Origin of the sequence: Paraburkholderia sp. CNPSo 3281 (assembly GCF_024206515.1) — a bacterium.
Classification (GTDB): domain Bacteria; phylum Pseudomonadota; class Gammaproteobacteria; order Burkholderiales; family Burkholderiaceae; genus Paraburkholderia; species Paraburkholderia nodosa.
Window position 1 is genome coordinate 18,240 of sequence record NZ_JAMBPS010000030.1, and the last position, 18,819, is coordinate 37,058.

15 protein-coding genes and 2 pseudogenes are annotated in these 18,819 nt (G+C 67.0%); 8 read left to right on the forward strand and 9 right to left on the reverse strand.

The genetic code is table 11. The features are described 5' to 3' along the window. Positions 1–36: 36 nt before the first annotated feature. From M3I56_RS25325 to M3I56_RS25335, 3 genes and pseudogenes are all read right to left on the reverse strand, one after another. Positions 37–993: pseudogene (locus tag M3I56_RS25325) on the reverse strand (acyl-CoA synthetase); the annotation flags it as partial. After that, positions 990–2,774, reverse strand: a complete 1,785-nt coding sequence (locus M3I56_RS25330; RefSeq protein WP_254356314.1) for an AMP-binding protein — start codon at positions 2,772–2,774, stop codon at positions 990–992. The pseudogene M3I56_RS25325 and the gene M3I56_RS25330, both read right to left, overlap by 4 nt. Before the next feature lie 68 nt (positions 2,775–2,842). Beyond that, complete coding sequence (locus M3I56_RS25335; protein ID WP_254356261.1) at positions 2,843–3,499, reverse strand: hypothetical protein; 657 nt, start codon at positions 3,497–3,499, stop codon at positions 2,843–2,845. A 527-nt stretch (positions 3,500–4,026) separates the two neighbouring features. On the opposite strand from M3I56_RS25335, the gene M3I56_RS25340 reads away from it, so the two are divergent. The 3 genes from M3I56_RS25340 (at position 4,027) to M3I56_RS25350 (ending at position 6,074) form a co-directional block, all read left to right on the forward strand. Further along, positions 4,027–4,287: a phosphopantetheine-binding protein gene (locus M3I56_RS25340; protein ID WP_028202434.1), complete on the forward strand. Its 261-nt coding sequence runs from the start codon at positions 4,027–4,029 to the stop codon at positions 4,285–4,287. A 71-nt stretch (positions 4,288–4,358) separates the two neighbouring features. Then, positions 4,359–5,075, forward strand: coding sequence for a 3-oxoacyl-ACP reductase FabG (gene fabG / locus M3I56_RS25345; RefSeq protein ID WP_254356262.1), 717 nt, complete (start codon positions 4,359–4,361; stop codon positions 5,073–5,075). Positions 5,076–5,315: 240 nt separating this feature from the next. Next, positions 5,316–6,074, forward strand: a complete 759-nt coding sequence (locus tag M3I56_RS25350) for a glycosyltransferase family 2 protein (RefSeq protein ID WP_028202436.1) — start codon at positions 5,316–5,318, stop codon at positions 6,072–6,074. Between the two features lie 14 nt (positions 6,075–6,088). Here the strand turns inward: M3I56_RS25350 and M3I56_RS25355 are convergent, their stop codons facing one another. Beyond that, positions 6,089–9,667: an indolepyruvate ferredoxin oxidoreductase family protein gene (locus M3I56_RS25355; protein ID WP_254356263.1), complete on the reverse strand. Its 3,579-nt coding sequence runs from the start codon at positions 9,665–9,667 to the stop codon at positions 6,089–6,091. Between the two features lie 258 nt (positions 9,668–9,925). On the opposite strand from M3I56_RS25355, the gene M3I56_RS25360 reads away from it, so the two are divergent. The 4 genes from M3I56_RS25360 (at position 9,926) to M3I56_RS25375 (ending at position 14,342) form a co-directional block, all read left to right on the forward strand. Beyond that, positions 9,926–10,537, forward strand: a complete 612-nt coding sequence (locus M3I56_RS25360; RefSeq protein ID WP_254356264.1) for a hypothetical protein — start codon at positions 9,926–9,928, stop codon at positions 10,535–10,537. A gap of 295 nt (positions 10,538–10,832) precedes the next feature. Next, the gene (locus M3I56_RS25365) at positions 10,833–11,987 is read left to right on the forward strand and encodes an HPP family protein (protein WP_254356265.1); all 1,155 of its coding nucleotides are present in this window, start codon (positions 10,833–10,835) and stop codon (positions 11,985–11,987) included. A 133-nt stretch (positions 11,988–12,120) separates the two neighbouring features. Then, positions 12,121–12,534, forward strand: a complete 414-nt coding sequence (locus M3I56_RS25370) for a MarR family winged helix-turn-helix transcriptional regulator (protein WP_254356266.1) — start codon at positions 12,121–12,123, stop codon at positions 12,532–12,534. Positions 12,535–12,539: 5 nt separating this feature from the next. Then, positions 12,540–14,342 carry a chloride channel protein gene (locus tag M3I56_RS25375; RefSeq protein WP_254356267.1) on the forward strand — a complete coding sequence of 601 codons (1,803 nt, stop codon included), beginning with the start codon at positions 12,540–12,542 and terminating at the stop codon, positions 14,340–14,342. 17 nt (positions 14,343–14,359) lie between these two features. Here the strand turns inward: M3I56_RS25375 and M3I56_RS25380 are convergent. The 4 genes and pseudogenes from M3I56_RS25380 to M3I56_RS25395 form a co-directional block, all read right to left on the reverse strand. Continuing rightward, a pseudogene (locus M3I56_RS25380) lies at positions 14,360–14,766 on the reverse strand (DUF2000 family protein). 94 nt (positions 14,767–14,860) lie between these two features. Then, positions 14,861–15,718, reverse strand: a complete 858-nt coding sequence (locus M3I56_RS25385) for a sigma-70 family RNA polymerase sigma factor (protein ID WP_254356268.1) — start codon at positions 15,716–15,718, stop codon at positions 14,861–14,863. Then, positions 15,715–16,191 carry a carboxymuconolactone decarboxylase family protein gene (locus M3I56_RS25390; RefSeq protein ID WP_254356269.1) on the reverse strand — a complete coding sequence of 159 codons (477 nt, stop codon included), beginning with the start codon at positions 16,189–16,191 and terminating at the stop codon, positions 15,715–15,717. The genes M3I56_RS25385 and M3I56_RS25390 overlap by 4 nt, the downstream gene beginning before the upstream one ends. A gap of 142 nt (positions 16,192–16,333) precedes the next feature. Continuing rightward, on the reverse strand, positions 16,334–17,104 hold the full coding sequence (locus M3I56_RS25395; RefSeq protein WP_254356270.1) for an alpha/beta hydrolase: 771 nt from the start codon (positions 17,102–17,104) through the stop codon (positions 16,334–16,336). A gap of 180 nt (positions 17,105–17,284) precedes the next feature. On the opposite strand from M3I56_RS25395, the gene M3I56_RS25400 reads away from it, so the two are divergent. Then, complete coding sequence (locus tag M3I56_RS25400) at positions 17,285–17,896, forward strand: TetR/AcrR family transcriptional regulator (RefSeq protein WP_254356271.1); 612 nt, start codon at positions 17,285–17,287, stop codon at positions 17,894–17,896. Here M3I56_RS25400 and M3I56_RS25405 read toward each other — a convergent pair. Next, positions 17,881–18,657 carry an SDR family NAD(P)-dependent oxidoreductase gene (locus tag M3I56_RS25405; RefSeq protein ID WP_254356272.1) on the reverse strand — a complete coding sequence of 259 codons (777 nt, stop codon included), beginning with the start codon at positions 18,655–18,657 and terminating at the stop codon, positions 17,881–17,883. The genes M3I56_RS25400 and M3I56_RS25405 overlap by 16 nt on opposite strands. Positions 18,658–18,819: the final 162 nt, after the last annotated feature.

Genomic DNA, 18,819 nt, shown 5'->3' on the forward strand with positions numbered 1-18,819 from the left:
GCGCAGCGGGGCCGGCGCCGGCGCACGGGGCGCAACGCTTGCCGGTGCCGGCGCGGGTGCCGGTGCGCCAGCCTTCGCGCCCTGCATGCCGCCCTGCCAGAAGTCGTAGTAGTTGAACCAGTTGTACGGCGCCATGCGGCAATAGCGGTCGAGCAGCGTGACGTAGCGCACGAGCGCCGCGTCGATGGCGCGCTGGCGAGATTCGCGCGGCACGTCGGTGAAGTCCGCCAGCGTTTCGAAATGCACGTCGTAGCGGTTGCCGCCGCGATACAGGCCCGTCATGAAGAGCACCGGGCGCTTGAGCATCGCCGCCATGTAGAGCGGCCCGAGCGGGAACGCCGCCGGCTCGCCGAGAAACGCCATGCGCCGCATGGTGGCGCTGTCGCCGGCGAGCAGCGTGCGGTCCGCGAGCATGCCCACCATGCAGTTCTGGTCAAGACGCTCGTGCACCTTCAGCATCGAGCCGACCTGGCCGAGCCCGATCACTTCGGGCTTCGCCGCGGGATTCACGGCGGCGAGCGTCGCGTTGATCTTCTGCGCGTTCTCTTCGTACATCGTCACGACCACGCGCAGGTCGGGCCGCGTGCGGCCGAGCGCGCGCACGATCTCGAAGCTGCCGAGATGCGCGCCCATCAGGAACACGCCGCGCCCCTTGGCAAGCGTCTCGTCCACGAGCGTATGGCCGTGCGGGCGGATATCGAACATGTCGAAGCGCGCGTTGGCCAGATAGATGCGGTCGTGGATCGTCGAGGCAAACGTGAACACGTGGCGGTACACGTCGCGCCAGTGCGCCGGGCGGCCCAGCACGCGGCGCAGGTAGTCGCGCGAGGACGCGCACGCGCGCGGCGAAAACAGCACGAAATACAGCGCGATCAAATGCAGCAGCGCGCGGCCCGCGCGGCGGCCGAGGCGCAGCGAGAGCCACGTCATGACGCGCAGGAGCAGCGTGTTGCTGCGCTCCTGCTGGTTCGCCCAGTCGGTGCGCTTCGTCATGGCTGCGCTCCGGTTTGCGCGCTCGCGCGCGTGAGCGGCTCGGCGCCGGGTGCGTCGGCGGGTTCGTCGCTGATGACGCCGCTCGCGACATCGCGCGCGCCCGCGCGCAGCGTGAAGCGGACCGCGCCGCTCGCCGCCGCGTCCCAGGCGAGGTCGAGCGTTTCGCCGGGCGCGGCCGGGCTCAGGAATTTCGCGGTGCTGAGCTTGAACGTGGTGAACGGCCGGTTCAGCGCGTCGCCGATCGCGTCGATGGCGTGATCGAGCAGCACGACGCCGGGCACGATCGGGTGCCCCGGGAAGTGGCCGGGCAGCGCGGGATGATCGGCGGGAATCGTGAACGAAAGCGTGGACGCGGGTGTGGACAAACGGTCGCCCGCGTCCTTCGCGGCCGGCGCGAGGCCGCCGCGCATCTGCCGCGCGACGAACGCCGCGAGCAGGTCGTGCGACAGCTTGCCGGTGTCGTTGCGCGGCAGCGCATCGACGAACAGGAGCGGACGCGGCAGAAACGCGCGATCGATGCGCTCGCGCAGCGCGCGCTGCAGCCCGGCGAGCGCAAGCGTCGGCGCGACCACGAGCGCGACGAGGCGCTGCACGACGTCGTGGCCCGTGTGCGCGTCGTGCTCGAGGTGGTCAGGCATGAAGAACACGCCGTCCACCACGCCCGGAATCGCGTTGAGCTGATGGTTGAGGTAGGCGAGCGAGGTCCGTTTGCCCGCGATGTTGATGAGGTCAGCCTTACGCCCGTGCAACAGGAAACGCTGCGCATCGAGCAGTTCGATGGCGTCGCCCATCGGCACCGGCGCTTCCACGTGGCCGCCCGAGACCCACATCGTCGGGCCTTCATCGTCCGGAGCCGCGCTTTCGCGCGCTTCGAAACGAACCTTCGGAAACAGTTGCCACGTCGCCCCCTTCGCGGTGCGGCGCGTGGCAATCTGGCCGGTTTCGGTGCTGCCGTAGATTTCGACCAGCGGCGCCTTCAGGCGCGCTTCCGCTTCGAGCGCGAGCTTTTCCGAGAGCGGCGCGGTGGCGGAGAGCACCAGCTCGGCCTGCGGCAGCGCGTGATCGGTGGCGAGCAGCGCACGCAGATGGATCGGCGAGGTCACGAGCACGCGCGGGTGCGGCACCGCTTCGAGTTCATCGCGGATATCGACGGGATAGAACGGCAGCCGGTTGCTGAACGCGAAGCCGCCGATCAGCGGGAGCAGCACGGTCACTTCGAAGCCGTACATGTGCTGCGGCGGCACCGTGCCGACGATCGTGCAGTCGTGCGCGCCCACAAGGCCGTGCCGCTCGGCCGCCGCGCGCACGCCCGCCACCAGCACGCCCCACGTCTTGCCATGCGGCACCGGCGCGCCGGTGGACCCCGACGTGAACACGTAAGCCACGACGCGCGAGGCGTCGATCTGCGGGACGACGAAGGGCACGTGCTCGTCGGCTTCCTGCTGGGCTTCGGGATACGCGAAACGCGGCAGATCGATCGCGCAATCGGGCGCGTCGTGCAGGCAGAACGCGTCGGGTGCAAACGAGGCCAGCTGGCGCACCGTTTCCGGCGTCTGCGTGGAGGGCAGCAGGCTGATGCGCCCGGACACGAGCGCCGCGCACAGGCCGACGGTAAAGCGGTAGCGGTCGCGGCAGACGTTGAACACGTGGCCGCCCGCCGGCAGCGCCGCGGCCACACGCGTGACATCGGCGAGGAACGCGCGCACCGTGACGGGCGCGCCGTCGCGCCAGGCAATGACCTGGTCGGGCGACGTATGAAAAACGAGCGGATGAGTCTGCATAACTTCAGTCAATACGGATTCCTGCGTTGTTCCCTGCTTTGATTCAGGCTGGCGAGCGGCATCCATGATCAGGATTGCTCCGCGTGCGCCTGGGTCGTCTGCCGGTATGCGCGGATCGCGTCGAGCATGCCGGCATTCGGCTCGCCAGGCAGCACGAAACGCCTGCATGCGTGCTCGGCGACGAACATCACCGCCACGAGCGGCAAGGCCAGATAGTTGGCGAACGTCGACCACGCGACGATCGGTGCAACCGCGAACATCAGCGTCGAAACGCCGGCAATCGCGACAAAAAAGAGCGTCCACGCGAGCGTGATCTGGCGCGTATAGCGCGCGACGGCCGGCGTCAGCGTGCCGCCGTGGATCATCGACGCGAACTGCGTGCAAAGCGGCACGCGCCCCGCCGCGAGCGTGCGCCCGAACAGCAGCGCCATCGCGAGGTTGAAGCTGACATGCTCCAGATACAGTCCCCATTCAAAGTGCAAAGCAAGCGGCGTGCGCATGAACCATAGCGCGAGCACCACGAGCGTCCAGAGCGGCAGCAGCCACGCCCGGCGCGGCGAGCGCGCGACGGCGGCCAGCGCGATCGCGAGCGGGGGCACGAGCGCCATGGCAAGGCCGAAGCCGTGCGCGCCCGGCGTCGCCACCGCGTAGTGCGCCCCGACTTGCCAGGCGACCACCGCCGCCACGCCAAGCGCCGCGCGCGCCGCCGCAGCCACGGCGCTCACCGCCCGCCTCCGCGTACGCGCGCGCCAGCCTGCCGTGCGCACGGCACCGGGGGGCGTATGGCCCCGGTGTGCCCCAGGGCGGTCTGGCTGAGCGAAGAAGGCATCTGGCAAATATCGCAAATGAAGTCGTAAGTGAATCGTAGGGTGTGGCAAGCGCCACGAAACATCATAAGAAATGCAAGTATCGGGCCGGTTTCTTGCAAGCCTGTTCGGGCACGCACATTTTAAGATTGGCGGGACCCGATCACCTGTCCCGCCAGACGCCGGTTTGTAACTGAATGTTCGGAATCGCGCCAGGCAGGGCTTTTGTCCGATCCAGACAGGCCCGAAGCCGTGCAAGCGTCTCGCGCGTTCCGATCCCAAAAATGCGCGCCGCCTGGCACCGACCCTCTGTAACCCTTTCGTCTGGGAGCACGGTATACGCACCGATACCCTTCACTTAGAATCCTGGTAACTTTTACATCAAACGAACCCTAAAAACGGGCGGCCGGCGCTTTCGGCCTGCACGCCCGGAGAGCCCACGCATGATGAACGCACTGGAACAAGAGCTCGCCACGCAGATCGTGAAAGAGCTGAATCTCGAAGATGTCTCGCTCGACGAAGTGAGCGCCGACACCCCGCTCTACGGCGAAGGCTTCGGGCTCGACTCGATCGACATTCTGGAAATCGCGCTGCTGATCTCGAAGAAGTACGGCTTCGAACTGCGCTCGGACAATCCGGAAAACGAAAAGATCTTCGCGACGCTCGGCACGCTGGCCGCCTATGTCGCGGCGCACCGCGTGCGCTGACGTGCGCGGCGCGCGGTGCCATGACTGCCGGCGCTGGCCAGGACCTGGCCAGGATTGAGGGAGGAAACCCCATGCGTGCACTCGTGACAGGCGGCAGCGGCGCACTCGGGCAGGCCATCAGCGTTGCGCTCGCGCAGGCGGGCCACGAGGTCTGGGTGCACGCGAACCGGCGGCTGGCGGAGGCCGAGGCCATCGTGCAGCGCATCGTCGCGGCGGGCGGCAGCGCGCACGCCATTGCCTTCGACGTGACCGACGCCGACGCGGCCGAAGCCGCGCTCGCACGGCTCGTGGAAGACGCGCCCGTGCAGATCCTGGTGAACAACGCGGGCATTCACGACGACGCCCCGCTAGTCGGCATGCGGCGGGAGCAATGGCATCGCGTGATCGACGTCTCGCTCAACGGCTTTTTCAACGTGACGCAGCCGCTTCTCATGCCGATGATCCGCACACGCCGCGGACGCATCGTCAACATCGCCTCGCTCGCGGGTGTAATGGGCAATCGCGGCCAGGCGAACTACGCGGCGGCGAAGGCCGGCCTGATCGGCGCGACGAAATCGCTCTCGCTGGAGCTGGCTTCGCGCGGCATTACCGTGAACGCCGTGGCGCCCGGCATTATTGCCACGCCGATGTCGGAGCACGCGTTTCCCGCCGAGCGCATCAAGCAGCTCGTGCCCGCGCGGCGCGCCGGCCAGCCCGCGGAAGTCGCGGCCATGGTGGCGTACCTGGTGTCCGACGCGGCCGCCTACGTGACAGGGCAAGTGCTCTCGATCAACGGCGGCCTGGCCTGAACACGCGGCGCGTTTTCCGCTGCTGCATCCTCTGAGGAAATACGAGTGTCTGTGCAACCCTTCGACGCAAAGCGGCAGTCGCGCTCCGCGCCCGGCACGAGCACGGGCGCGAGCGCCGAAGCATCCGGATACGAAGTCCCCGCGCACGATGCGCCGGACCTCCGCCCCGGCGGTTATGCGCGCGCAGCGGCGCGACCTAAAATTTTTTCAGGGTCTCACGCGGTGGAAGCGCCCGCTGCCATGTCCACGCCTTCGTCCACGCATCTCGTCCTGATCCCGAGCTACAACCCGGGCGCCAAGCTCGACGAGACCGTGCGCGGCGCACGCGCGCAATGGAACCCCGTGTGGGTCGTGGTGGACGGCAGCACGGACGGCAGCGCCGCGCGCCTGCAGGCCATGGCCAACGACGACCCCGGCCTGCACGTCATCGTGCTGCCCGACAACCGGGGCAAGGGCGGCGCGGTGCTCGCGGGGCTCGAAGCCGCCGCGGCGCGCGGATTCACGCACGTGCTGACGATGGACTCCGACGGCCAGCACCCCGCCGCGCTGATTCCCGAATTCATGGCCGCCTCGCAGGCCGCGCCCGAAGCCATGGTGCTGGGCCTGCCGAAATTCGACGCGAGCGCGCCGCAACTGCGCGTGCAGGGACGACGCCTCTCGAACCTCTTTGCCGACTTCGAGACGCTGTGGGCCGGTATCGGCGATTCGCTTTACGGCTTTCGCGTGTATCCGATCGCGCCGCTCAAGGCGATCATGCACAGCCAGACGTGGATGCGCCGCTTCGACTTCGATCCCGAGGCCGCCGTGCGCCTGTGCTGGGCCGGCGTGCGGCCGATCCAGATCGAAGCACCGGTGCGCTACTTCGGCGCCGATGAAGGCGGCGTTTCGCATTTCAATTACGTGCGCGACAACCTGCTGCTCGCGGGCATGCATCTTCGACTCGTGAGCGGGTTGGCGCTGCGCCTGCCGCGCTTGATCGGCAGGCGCCTGCTGCCCTGATCCTTGTTGGCGGGTTACGCCGTGGCGCGCTGCGTGGCGCTCGTGCGGTAGTCGGCCAGCAAGCGCTCCTGCTTTTTCCCGGCCGCAGCGAGATTGCGCGCCTTGACGTGGCCGAAGCCGCGAATCTCGTCGGGCAGCGCCGCCAGCTGCAGCGCGGCGGGCAGGCGCTGCGCGTCGAGGCTCGCGCAGAATTCGTCCACGAGCGCCACGTATTGCGCAATCGAGCGGCGTTCGTCGCGACGCTCTTCGGTCTTGCCGAACACGTCGAACGCCGTGCCGCGCAGCCCCTTCATGCGGGCCAGCGTGCGCAACACCGGCAGCACCCACGGACCGAAACGGCGCTTCACGAGATGACCGTGCTCGTCGCGCTTCGCGAACAGCGGCGGCGCGAGCCAGAAGTTCAGCTTGTAGTCGCGTCCCGGCTCGCCTTCGAACTGCTCGCGCAGCTTCTGCAGATACGCAGGATCGGCATACAGACGCGCAACCTCGTATTCGTCCTTGTAGGCCATGAGCTTCGCGAGATTCACGGCCACGGCGCGCGTGAGCGGCAGCTTCACGTCGCCGCCGAGCGCCGTCTCCTTCACGCGAATGCGCTCGACGACGTGGCGATATTGCTCCGCATAGGCGGCGTTCTGATACGTGGTGAGCAACGCTTCGCGCGCGGCAATCAGCTTGTCGAGCGATTCGGGCATGCGCAGAACGATGGTTTGCGCTTCTGCCGGTGTTTTGGTGAGCGCGCGCACGACCGCCTCACCATGATGCGCGACGTAGCGCCCCCAGTTGAACGCCTGCTGGTTCTTCTCCACGGCCACGGCGTTGAGTTCGATCGCGCGACGCAGATGCGCGAGTTCGAGCGGCAGCCAGCCCTTTTGCCACGCGTAGCCCAGCAGCAGCGGGTTGCTGTAGATCGTGTCGCCGAGCAAGGCCAGCGCGAGCGCATTGGCGTCCACGAACGAACAGCCCTCGCCGATGCTCGCGCGCAGTTCAGCCTCGGTTTGTGCGCCCGGGAACGTCCACTTGGGGTTCTTGACGAACTCCGCAGTCGGCGTCGCACCACTGTTGATCGCCGCGACTGTCACGCCATGCTGGGTGCGCGAGAGCACGTCGCCAGAAGCTGAGACGATCGCGTCGCAGCCGATCACGAGGCGCGCCTCGCCCGTGGCTATGCGCGTGGCGTGCAAGGCGGCTGGCGTCGCCGCCACCTGCACGTGGCTCAGCACGGCGCCGCCCTTTTGCGCGAGCCCGGCCATGTCGAGCACGGTCACGCCCTTGCCCGCAAGATGCGCGGCCATGCCGATCAGGCCGCCGATCGTCACGACACCCGTGCCGCCCACGCCCGTCACGAGAATGCCGTAAGGCTTCGCCAGTTGCGGGAGCACCGGCATGGGCAACGCGTCGAAATCGATCGATGCGGCGCTGGACACGTTCGCCGCGCGCGGCTTGCGCAACTGCGCGCCCTCGGCCGTCACGAAGCTCGGGCAAAAGCCCTTCACGCACGAAAAGTCCTTGTTGCACGACGACTGGTTGATCTTGCGCTTCGTGCCGAGCGGCGTATCGAGCGGCTCGACGGAAAGGCAGTTCGACTGCACCGAGCAGTCGCCGCAGCCCTCGCACACGGCGTCGTTGATGAACGCGCGGCGCGCCGGGTCGGGATAGGCGCCGCGCTTGCGGCGGCGGCGCTTTTCGGTGGCGCAGGTCTGGTCGTAGATCAGCACGGTGGTGCCGGCGATTTCGCGCAACGTGCGCTGCACGCTATCGAGCTGGTCGCGATGGTGAACGTCCACGCCAGGCGGTAATACGATCTTCGCGTCGTATTTTTGCGGCTCGTCCGTGACGATGACGATGCGCTTCGCCCCTTCGGCATGCACCTGATGCGCGATCTGCGGCACGGTGAGCACGCCGTCCACGGGCTGGCCGCCCGTCATCGCCACCGCGTCGTTGTAGAGAATCTTGTAGGTGATGTTGGCGTTCGATGCGATGGCCGCGCGAATCGCCAGCAGTCCTGAGTGAAAGTAGGTGCCGTCGCCGAGGTTCACGAACACGTGCTGGTCGCCCGAGAAGTGCATCTGGCCGAGCCACGCCACGCCCTCGCCGCCCATCTGGCTGAACGTTTCGGTCTTGCGGTCCATCCACATCGACATGTAGTGGCAGCCAATGCCCGCCAGCGCACGCGAGCCTTCAGGCACGTTCGTCGAGGTATTGTGCGGACAGCCCGAGCAGAACCATGGCTTGCGCTCCACCGTCACGCGCGGCTTCGCTGCCTCGCGCTCCTTCGCCTCGATGATCGCCACGCGCGCGAGCATGCGCGCACGCACCTCCTCGGGCACGTCGGCGCGCGCGAGACGCCGCGCAATCGCCTTGGCGATCAGCGCGGGCGAGAGTTCGTAGTGCGCGGGCAGCAGCCAGTTGCCGCGCGGCACCGACCATTCGCCGCCTTCGTTGTCGCGCTCGTCGAATTTGCCGTAGATCTTGGGGCGCACGTCTTCGCGCCAGTTGTATAGCTCTTCCTTGAGCGCGTATTCGAGAATCTGGCGCTTTTCCTCCACCACGAGAATTTCTTCGAGCCCGGTGGCGAAGCCGCGCGCGTCCTGCGCGTCGAGCGGCCACACACAGCCCACCTTGAGCACGCGCACGCCGATCTGCGCGCAGGTTTCGTCGTCGAGGCCGAGGTCGGTGAGCGCCTGGCGCACGTCGAGATACGCCTTGCCCGCGGTCATGATGCCAAAGCGTGCGCGCGGCGAATCGATCACCACGCGGTTCAGCCGGTTCGCGCGCACATAGGCGAGCGCGGCATACCACTTCTCGTCGAGCAGGCGCGCTTCCTGAGCGAGCGGCGTGTCGGGCCAGCGGATATTGAGGCCGCCTTCGGGCATGGTGTAGTCGGCCGGCGTGACGATTTCCACGCGGTCCGGGTCGAGATCGATCGAGGCGGTCGATTCGATCACGTCGGTCACGCACTTCATGGCGACCCACAAGCCCGAGTAGCGGCTCATGGCCCAGCCGTGCAACCCGTAGTCGAGATACTCCTGCACGTTCGCGGGATAGAGCACGGGAATGCCCGCCGCGATAAGCGCGTGCTCGGACTGGTGCGCGACCGAGGACGACTTGGCCGCGTGGTCGTCGCCCGCGAGCACGAGCACGCCGCCGCGCGCGTCGCTGCCCGCGGAGTTGGCGTGCTTGAACACGTCGCCGGTGCGGTCGACGCCGGGGCCCTTGCCGTACCACATGCCGAACACGCCGTCGCGCTGTGCGCCGGGCCAGAGGTTGATCTGCTGCGTGCCCCACACGGCGGTCGCGGCGAGGTCCTCGTTCACGCCGGGCTGGAACACGACGTCGTGGGCCTGGAGATGCTTTTTCGCCTTCCAGAGCGACTGGTCGAGCGCGCCGAGCGGCGAGCCGCGATAGCCGGAGACGAAGCCCGCGGTATTCAGGCCGGCCTTGCGGTCGCGCGCCTGTTGCAGCATGGGCAGGCGCACCAGCGCCTGGGTGCCGCTGATGTACACGCGGCCTTTTTCCAGCGTGTATTTATCGTCGAGCGAAACGGATGCGGCTAGCGATGCGGCGTCTACGGCGGCACGGTCTGGGGCGTTCATGGCGGGGCTGTCTCCGGAATCGGTACTTCATCGGTACGTTTTCCGGGCGAGTATAGGAAGCCGATATGCCATCGTAAAATCACAAATTGGCAACGCTGGTATGCGAAAAACGGATGGCTGAACGCGATGGGGTCGCGCACCGAAGGGGCGCTTGCTCAAGCGCCTCGGGCATTTGCCGTTAACACACGGGACCAGCAACCCCTCATTCCGGAGTCCCGCTTGCACGCGAAACCACGCGCTCTGCCATCTGCATCTGTCTTGTTCGGAACCCTGGCCGCAACCGTGCTGATCAGCGGCTGCGTCTCAAGCCCCCGCGTCGCCACCGCACCCGCGCGCCCCACGACCGTGGTCGTCGCTCCCCCGCCGCCGCCCCCGCCTGTCGTCGTCGCGCAACCCGTCTATGTGCCGCAGCCTTACGACGCTTATGTTTCGGTCGTGCTCGACCGCGACGTGGTCTACGCCGGCGGCAGCACGTATATCTGGATCGCGGGACCGGACGGCCACCGCCAGCGCCGCTACTATGGCCGCGGCGACCTGCGCGGCGAAGTCCTGCATCGCCGCGCGGAACTGCGCGTGGTGATGGCGCACAACGAAGGCCATCTGCCGATGCAGCACGCGCGCATGCCCGAGCCCCAGCGCGTGCGCGTGACGATGCAGCCGCACGGCGCGCCGCCCCATGGCTACCGGCCGCAGCCGGGCGGGCATCCGCCGGCGCACACCGCTGCCCATCGTCCGCCGCCCGCGCCGAACCGCAACGCGAACGCCAACGCCAATGCGAATGCGAATGCCGGCCATCACCGCCACCCCGATGGCCATCCCAACGGCGCGCCTGCGCCGCGTTTCGCGGGCCAGCCGCCGCATGCTGGCTGATGCTGGCTAGTGCCAGCCAAGACCGGCTGTAGTTCGAACCGTCGGCCACCGTTCGCTGGTCGGCCTTAAAGGCGTCGCCGCTCCCCTGTGGCGGCGCTCCCTCTCTTCCCTCCCCTGCCACCACCCGCTGCACGGTTACAGTTGCGGCCCCAAAATTCCCGCCTGACGCGCATCCTCGGTACAACACCGCCGCGACTAAGTGTCGCGATATATATCACATCGCGATATAATCCGCTTTCTTTGGGCGGCGCCGAGCCGTCTGCGCTCCCCATCCGTTTCAAATCCGTTCCGAATCGTGTCACGCTTCAAGGTCCTTCGCTGGCTCACCCGCTTCACCCCCTCCAGGGTCACCATCACATGGCGCGAGCGCCTGCGCTCGGGCGGCGGCGCGCTGGTCGGCATCGCTCTGACGGGCGCGCTCGCGCACCGGCTGCTTGGCGGCGATCCGGCCATCCCGTACCTGATCGCCCCCATGGGCGCCTCCGCCGTGCTGCTGTTCGGCGTGCCCGCCAGCCCGCTCGCGCAGCCCTGGTCGATCATCGGCGGCAACCTCGTTTCCGCCACCGTGGGCGTGACCGCGGCGATGTGGATACATGACCCCGTGCCAGCCGCCGCCGTGGCGATTGCCATAGCGATCATCGCGATGTTTACGCTGCGCTGCGTGCATCCGCCTTCGGGCGCGGTCGCGCTGACCGCGGTGCTGGGCGGCCCGGCCGTACATGCGCTCGGCTATGAATTCGTGTTCGTGCCCGTCGCGCTCCAGTCGTTCCTGCTGCTCGGCGGCGCGCTCGTCTATCACGCCGCCACGGGGCATCGCTACCCGCACGCCGCGCGGCCGCGGGTAGCAGGTCCCGCCCCCGCGCAAGCCGGCTTCACGCGCGCCGACCTCGAAGCCGTGCTGCGCGAGCGCGACGAAATGCTCGACATCGACACCGAGGACCTCGAAGCCGTGCTCCAGGACGCCGAAATCCGCGCGTACGCGCGCAGCTTCGGCGAACTGACGTGCGCCGATGTCATGTCGGCCAATGTGGTGAGCATCACGCCCGCGACGACCGTGGGCGAAGCGCGCTCGCTGCTCAAGCGCCACGACGTGAAGGCGCTGCCCGTGGTGGACGCGCATCATCAGGTGAAGGGCATCGTCACGCGCGCCGACCTCGCCGCCGACGGACGCGAACGGCATCCGCTGCGTCTCATGCTTTATGCGATCGCGCGCCTGTTCCGGCCGCACGCCGAGTCCGGCCAGAACGTCGGCACGCTGATGACCACGCATGTGCTGACCGTCGCGAACACGACGCCGATCGTCGAACTCGTGCGTATTTTTGCGGGCCGCGGGCACCATCATGTGCCGGTGGTCGATCACGAACGCAGGCTCGCGGGCATCATCACGCAGGCCGACTTGATCTCGGGGCTCTATCACCAGGCGAAGACACCGCAGCAGGCGCCGGCCTGAGCCGACTAGCGGCCGGACTTGTGGCCGGCTTCGCGGCCATACACCTGGCCGCGATGCTGATGTGGCGGGCGTTGTCGGGAAGAAATGTCACATCGTGATATATTCGGAGACTAAACCGTTCCAGGGACTCCCGATGAAAAAAAGCGTGCGCGACCTCGACAAGGTCGACTTTGAACAGCTGTCCGAATTTCGCTACCAGATGCGCCGCTTCGAGCGCTTTTCGGAGCAGGCCGCTCAGGCCGAGGGCATCACGCCGCTGCAATACCTGCTGCTGCTGCATGTGAAGGGCTACCCCGGCCGCATGTGGGCGACCATCGGCGAGCTGGCCGAGCGTTTGCAGGCGCAGCATCACGGCGTGGTGGCGCTCGTCTCGCGCTGCGAGGCGATCGAACTCGTCGAGCGCCGCGTGAGCGAGCGTGACCGCCGCCAGGTGGAAGTGCATCTGCTCCCCGCCGGCGAAAAGCTGCTCGCGCGCCTGGCCGAACTGCATCGCGCCGAGTTGAGATCGCTCGACGGCGCATTCACCATTCCGCATATCGATCTTTAAAGACCATGCATTCCGACGATTCCCACAAGCGCGACTTTTCGGCGAACGCACGCCTGCCCGGCATCAGCGTGCTGGCCGCCGTGATCGGCGCATTGGCCACGCTCGCGGCGTTCGTGCTGCTGAGCCTGATCCACTGGTTCACGAACCTGTTCTTCTTCGGCCAGTTCTCGTTCGCCGACCGCTCGCCGGCGCTCAACACGCTGGGACCGTGGGTCATCGTCGTGCCTGTGATCGGCGGGCTGATCGTCGGGATGATGGCGCGCTTCGGTTCCGAGAAAATTCGCGGCCACGGCATTCCCGAAGCCATCGAAGCCATTCTGTTCGGCAAGAGCAAGATGTCGCCGAAGGTGGCCGTGCTCAAGCCGCTTTCGTCGGGCATCGTGATCGGCAGCGGCGGCCCGTTCGGCGCGGAAGGTCCGATCATCATGACGGGCGGCGCGCTCGGCTCGCTGCTCGCGCAGTGCGTGCGCGTGACCTCCGCCGAGCGCAAGACGCTGCTCGTGGCGGGCGCGGCCGCGGGTATGACCGCCGTGTTCGGCACGCCGGTCGCAGCCGTGTTGCTCGCCGTGGAACTGCTGCTGTTCGAATGGCGCCCGCGCAGTTTCCTGCCCGTGGCGCTGGCGTGCGCGGTGGCCGGCTTCGCACGCTCCGTGTTCTTCGGCACGGCGCCGCTCTTCCCCATGCAGACCCTGCCGCCGCACGCGGTGGCGCTCTTTTCGTGCATCATCGCCGGGCTGCTGGCGGGCGCGCTCGCGTCGGGGCTGTCGGCGGCGCTCTACAAGGTCGAGGACCTGTTCGGCCATCTGCCGCTGCACTGGTCGTGGTGGCCGGCCATCGGCGGACTCGTGGTGGGCATCGGCGGCTTCATCGAGCCGCGCGCGCTCGGCGTGGGCTACGACGTGATCGGCGATCTGCTGCATCAGCACATCATTCTTCAGGTCGCCATTGCGATTCTGGTGGTGAAAGCCGTGATCTGGGTCGTGGCGCTCGGCTCCGGCACCTCGGGCGGCGTGCTCGCGCCGCTGCTCATGCTCGGCGCGGGGCTCGGCTCGGTGCTCAGCCACGTGCTGCCCGGCACCGACCCGGCGCTGTGGCCGCTCGTGTGCATGGCGGCGACGCTCGGCGCCACGCTCGGCGCGCCGCTCACGGCCATCGTGTTCGCATTCGGCCTCACCCACGACACCAATGCGCTGCTGCCTCTGCTCACGGCCACGCTGGTCGCGCACGGCTTCGCGACGGTCGTCATGAAGCGCTCGATCATGACCGAGAAGATCGCGCGCCGCGGTTATCACATCTATCGCGAGTACGGCGTCGATCCGCTCGAACGCCATTACGTCGATGAAGTGATGACCCGCACCGTCGATACGATCGACGCGAACGTCACTGTGCGCGAAGCCCTCGACCGCTATTTCGGTTCGACGCAGCAGCGCCGCGCCTTCCCGGTGCTGCGCGACGGCGCCGTGCTCGGCGTGGTGGATCGCGCGATGCTCGACGCCGTGCGCGCGAGCGCCGCGATCGAGGAACTCGACACGCCGCTCGGCTCGTTGCTCGCGCAACGTTCCCCCGACATGGCGCTGCCCGCGGAGACCTGCCGCCAGATTGCCACGCGCCTCGCGATTCATGGGCTCGAACGCCTGCCCGTGGTGGCCGACCGCGAATCGCGGCAACTCGTGGGCATCGTCTCGCGCAGCGACCTCGTCAAGCTCTCGCTCTCGCACTTCGAGGAAGAGCACAAGAAGGAGCGCTTCCGCCGCATTCCCATGGGCAACAGCAAGCGGCGCTTTCCGCCGGTACGCAAGGCTGGGTGAGGCAGACGCGCGCGCGTCTACTGATGCAGCGCCAACCCCTTCACGGCCTTGTCCACCGCGTTTTTCGGACCGTATAGCGCGATTCCCACCAGATCGGGATTCTCCGGGTCCTCGGCGCGAAAGACCTCGCGGTTCGCCGCGTCGTGGCCCGTCGAAAACATGGCGTGCACATACGGCACGATCGTGAGTTCGCGCGACACGCCGCGCCGCAGCGCCGCCTGCAGCCCCCCACGTCCGCACCATAGATCATCATCGGCTGGCCCAGCATCCTGCCGTAACGTTGCCCGCGCGCGTCTTCGTAGGGCTCGCCAAGCGCTTCGGGCACTGCCGCCGCAATGCCCGTGGCGAGAAACGCGGTCACATTGAGCTTCTGCCAGACCGCGAGGTTTTCCCGCACGACCAGCGCGACTTTCGTATCGAACATGCTGCCTCCTTTTTCGAGGCAGTCATGATCCGCGAGACGCGGCTGCGAGTCTGGAACGTTTGTGCACGGCGGCGGCGCCCGGAAAGCGCGCGTCTCAGTGCAGATGCCGCAGCTTGTCCGGATTGCGCATCACGTAGATGGCCGTGACCTTGCCGCCTTCGATCTCGAGCGCGGTGGTCTGCAACTCGCCATCGGCCTCGCGCGTGACAAAGCCGGGCAGTCCGTTGATGAAACCCGCGCGCACGAACGTCGAGCCATTCTTGCGAAACAGGTCGGCTAGCTGCGCGTGCAGCTTCATCACACTCTCGAAGCCGAACACCGGGTGGCCGAGCGCCGGGCGCTTGCCGCCTCCGTCCGCATGCAGGCTCACGTCGTCGGCGAGCATGGCGCCCAGCGCGCTCATGTCGCCGCTGCGCGACGCCGCGAAGAACGCCTGCGCCAGTTCGAGCCCGCGCGCTTTCTCCACATGAAAACGCGGGCGCGCTTCTCTCACGTGAGCGCGGGCGCGCGCCGCGAGCTGGCGGCATGCGGCGCTCTCCCGCCCGATCGTGGCCGCGACTTCGTCGAACTCCAGCCCGAACACGTCGTGCAGCAGGAACGCCGCGCGCTCGAGCGGCGAAAGGCGCTCAAGCGCGAGCATGAGCGGCAGCGTGACGTCCTCCTGCTCGTCCTCTTCGACGACCGGGTCGGGCAGCCACGGACCGACATACGTTTCGCGCTGATGCCGCGCCGACTTGAGCTGGTCAAGACACATGCGCATCACCATGCGGCGCAGGAAGGCCTCGGGCACGCGCACCTCGTCGCGCTCCACGTCCGCCCAGCGGATGAACGCATCCTGCACGATGTCCTCGGCGTCGGCGACCGAGCCGAGCATGCGGTACGCCACGCGGATCAGCTTGCGCCGCAGCGGATCGAAACTCGCTGCGGCGTCCCTCAGGCCCGGGTCCGTCATGCGGCGACCATCTTTTTGGCCATGGCCTTCGCCGCCGCCGGATCGACCCACAGGCCGAAGCCGACCGCAAGGCGGTTCCAGCCGTTGATCACATTGATCATCAGCGTGAGCTTCACCTGCTCCTCCTCGGTAAAGTGGCCGGCGAGCGCCGCGCGCGCCTCTTCCAGCGCATGACCTTCGCAAAGGCGCGTGAGGGCCTCGGTCCAGCCGAGCGCCGCGCGTTCGCGGTCGGTGTAGCACGGCGCATCTTTCCACGCGGATAGCAGGTAGAGACGCTGTTCGGTCTCGCCTTCCTCGCGTGCGTGGGCGGTATGCATGTTAAGACAATTCGCGCAGCCGTTGATTTGCGACGCGCGCACCTCCACCAGCGCAATGAGGCTCGGCTCGAGGCTCCCGGACACGGCGAGCGAAGTGCCCATCCAGGACTTCATCAGGGTCGGGGCGGCGGCGAACAGGTCGAGCTTGGCAGTCATGGTTTCATCTCCTTTCGGTTGGGTTGCCATGACATGACGAGACAGCCTGGGCCGCGTGTGACATTGGGGCGAAAAAAGTTTCGGCGCGGCAATTGTGCCGCCTCGACCGGGAGCGCGGCCGGAGGCGGCGAATCACGCTGCATCACTCTTTGCCGGACTGCGCCGCGGCTTGCTCGATGACCCTGGCCACTTCCGCCGGATGCGACATGTAGACCACATGGCTCGAGTTGATCTCGACCGTCTTGCTGCCCGCACGCTGGGTCATGAAGCGTTCCAGATCGGGATTGATCGCGCGGTCCGCCGTCGCCACGACGGCCCAGCTCGGCTTCGTTCTCCAGGCGGCGTGCGCGATCGGAACGCCGAACGATTGTGCGGCGGGCGTCACCTGCGAGATGGCCATGAAGCGGGCCTCGGTGGCGGGCAGGTCGGCGGCGAAATCCGCGTGGAAATTCGCCGGGTCGATATACAGGTGGCCGTCGGCAGTGGCCTTGATCGCCTGGGTGGCCGGCGGCGTCTTCTTCGTCAGTTCGAGCGGCGATTCTCCCGTATCCGGCTGGAACGCGGCCACGTAGACGAGACCTGCGACCTTGTCGTCGTTGCCGGCCTCGGTCACGACCGCGCCGCCGTAGCTATGGCCGACGAGGATGCTCGGGCCGTCCTGGGCATCGACGACACGGGTCGTCGCCTTCACGTCGTCGTCGAACGACGTTTCCGGCTCCTGCACCACGGAGACCTTGTAGCCGTCGCGCGTGAGGATCTTCGACACGGCCTGCCAGCCCGAGCCGTCGGCGAAGTAGCCGTGCACGAGCACGATGTTCCTGACCGGCGCGGCCGTGGCGGCCTGCGCGCCGAGCGCGGCGGCGGAAAGGGCAACAGCGGCGGCGATGCGGGTTACGTATGAGGAAATCTTCATTTTGATGCTCCGGGGAGTGAGGTGATTTGAGAACTCGACAGGGCATTGCCTGTTCGACGTAGCAATCCTACTAGTAGGATGGTATAAAGGCAAGAAAATTGTTGGAGTGGCTTGGGGGTGGCAATGGGTCCCGGCTCCGCGTAAGCTATCGGTAATTCAACCGACTAGATGGTAGGCAAAATGACAGTAAGTGGAGAACTGACGGCCGACAGGATCATTGTGGCGGGACGGCAACTCATCATGCGGCGCGGCTACAACGGGTTTAGTTATGCCGACATCGCGGATGCGATCGACATTCGCAAGGCCAGCATTCACCACCATTTCCCGGCCAAGACAGATCTCGTCGTCGCCGTGCTGAACGAGTGGCAGGAAGCGCTCGACGCCGATGTGGCGGCGCTGGAGGCGAGCGGCGCCGACGCCATCGCACAGCTGCGAGCCTACATCGGCCATTGGGAGCGCTGCATTGCGGACGACACGGCTCCGTTCTGTGTCGCGGGCATGCTGGGCGCCGAGCTCCCTTCGCTGCCCGACGAAGTGGCTCAAGGGGTGAAGACGTTCTTCGATCACCTGACTGCGTGGCTTGAACGGGTGCTCGAAGCCGGCGTGAACGGCGATCTCCTCAAACTGGATTCGTCGGTTCACGCCGAAGCGGCCACGCTCGTCTCGCTGGTCTACGGCGCCATGCTCGCTGCGCGGGCGTATGCGAACGTCGAGCTGTTCAAGCAGGTGACCGAGGGCGCGGTCGAAAGACTGGTGAAGCCTCGCAAACGCACGCGTCAGGCGATCGAGTAGCCGCCGTCGGCGACCAGAGCGTGGCCCGAAACGTAGCTCGAGTCGTCGGACGCGAGGAACGCCACGATCGTCGCCATCTCTTGCGCCGAGCCCCAGCGGCCGGCCGGCGTGCCGGCGGCGAACTGCTGCTGCACTTCGGCCGATGGCCAGATGCCGCGATGATGGAACGGCGTCTCGATCAACCCCGGGCACAGTGCGTTCACGCGGATGCCTTTGCGGAACCATTCGATCGACGCCGTTTTGGTCATGCCGACTACCGCGTGCTTGCTGGCGATATACACCGACGCGTTCCCGAAGCCGATCAGCCCGCCCATTGAGGCGTTGTTGATGATGCTGCCCGAGCCTTGCTCGAGCATGACCCGCGCTTCGTATTTCATCGAGTTCAGCACGCCGCGCACGTTCAGCTCGAAGACCATGTCGAACCTTTCGGAGTCCTGTTCGATGAGCGGTGCAAATACGCCCTCGGTTCCCGCATTGTTGAAGGCGATGTCAAGGCGCCCATAGGTCTGCACCGTGTAGTCGACGAGGTGCTTGATGTCGGCTTCTTTCGAAACGTCCGCCACGAAGGCCGACGCTTCGCCACCCTCGGCCGAAATTTGCTGCACGAGCTGGTCGAGTTCGTCCTTGCGGCGAGCCGCCACGACGACCTTTACGCCGCGGCGGGCGAGTTCGACAGCCGAAGCGCGGCCGATACCTGAGCTTGCGCCGGTCACGAGCGCAATCTTGCCTTCGAGCTGCCGTTGTGTATTGGTCATGTTCATGATGTCGTCCTTTGTTCCAGTGGAGATTGCGCAGGGTCTGGCGCGCTGTTCACGGCTACCTTGCCTCACGCCTGGAACGAAGTATGGACAGCCGGCGCTCGAATATGAATGGAATAATCGTGCATTCACAATTCCTCATTTGGGAATTTTCCACCACAATGG

What these genes read in the sequence shown, in the direction of transcription:
- M3I56_RS25350 (WP_028202436.1), top strand. Translation starts at nt 5,316, where the DNA reads ATGTCCACGCCTTCGTCCACGCATCTCGTCCTGATCCCGAGCTACAAC.
- M3I56_RS25330 (WP_254356314.1), bottom strand. Translation starts at nt 2,774, where the DNA reads ATGCAGACTCATCCGCTCGTTTTTCATACGTCGCCCGACCAGGTCATT.
- fabG (WP_254356262.1), top strand. Translation starts at nt 4,359, where the DNA reads ATGCGTGCACTCGTGACAGGCGGCAGCGGCGCACTCGGGCAGGCCATC.
- M3I56_RS25375 (WP_254356267.1), top strand. Translation starts at nt 12,540, where the DNA reads ATGCATTCCGACGATTCCCACAAGCGCGACTTTTCGGCGAACGCACGC.
- M3I56_RS25390 (WP_254356269.1), bottom strand. Translation starts at nt 16,191, where the DNA reads ATGACTGCCAAGCTCGACCTGTTCGCCGCCGCCCCGACCCTGATGAAG.
- M3I56_RS25405 (WP_254356272.1), bottom strand. Translation starts at nt 18,657, where the DNA reads ATGAACATGACCAATACACAACGGCAGCTCGAAGGCAAGATTGCGCTC.
- M3I56_RS25370 (WP_254356266.1), top strand. Translation starts at nt 12,121, where the DNA reads ATGAAAAAAAGCGTGCGCGACCTCGACAAGGTCGACTTTGAACAGCTG.
- M3I56_RS25340 (WP_028202434.1), top strand. Translation starts at nt 4,027, where the DNA reads ATGAACGCACTGGAACAAGAGCTCGCCACGCAGATCGTGAAAGAGCTG.
- M3I56_RS25395 (WP_254356270.1), bottom strand. Translation starts at nt 17,104, where the DNA reads ATGAAGATTTCCTCATACGTAACCCGCATCGCCGCCGCTGTTGCCCTT.
- M3I56_RS25355 (WP_254356263.1), bottom strand. Translation starts at nt 9,667, where the DNA reads ATGAACGCCCCAGACCGTGCCGCCGTAGACGCCGCATCGCTAGCCGCA.
- M3I56_RS25400 (WP_254356271.1), top strand. Translation starts at nt 17,285, where the DNA reads ATGACAGTAAGTGGAGAACTGACGGCCGACAGGATCATTGTGGCGGGA.
- M3I56_RS25385 (WP_254356268.1), bottom strand. Translation starts at nt 15,718, where the DNA reads ATGACGGACCCGGGCCTGAGGGACGCCGCAGCGAGTTTCGATCCGCTG.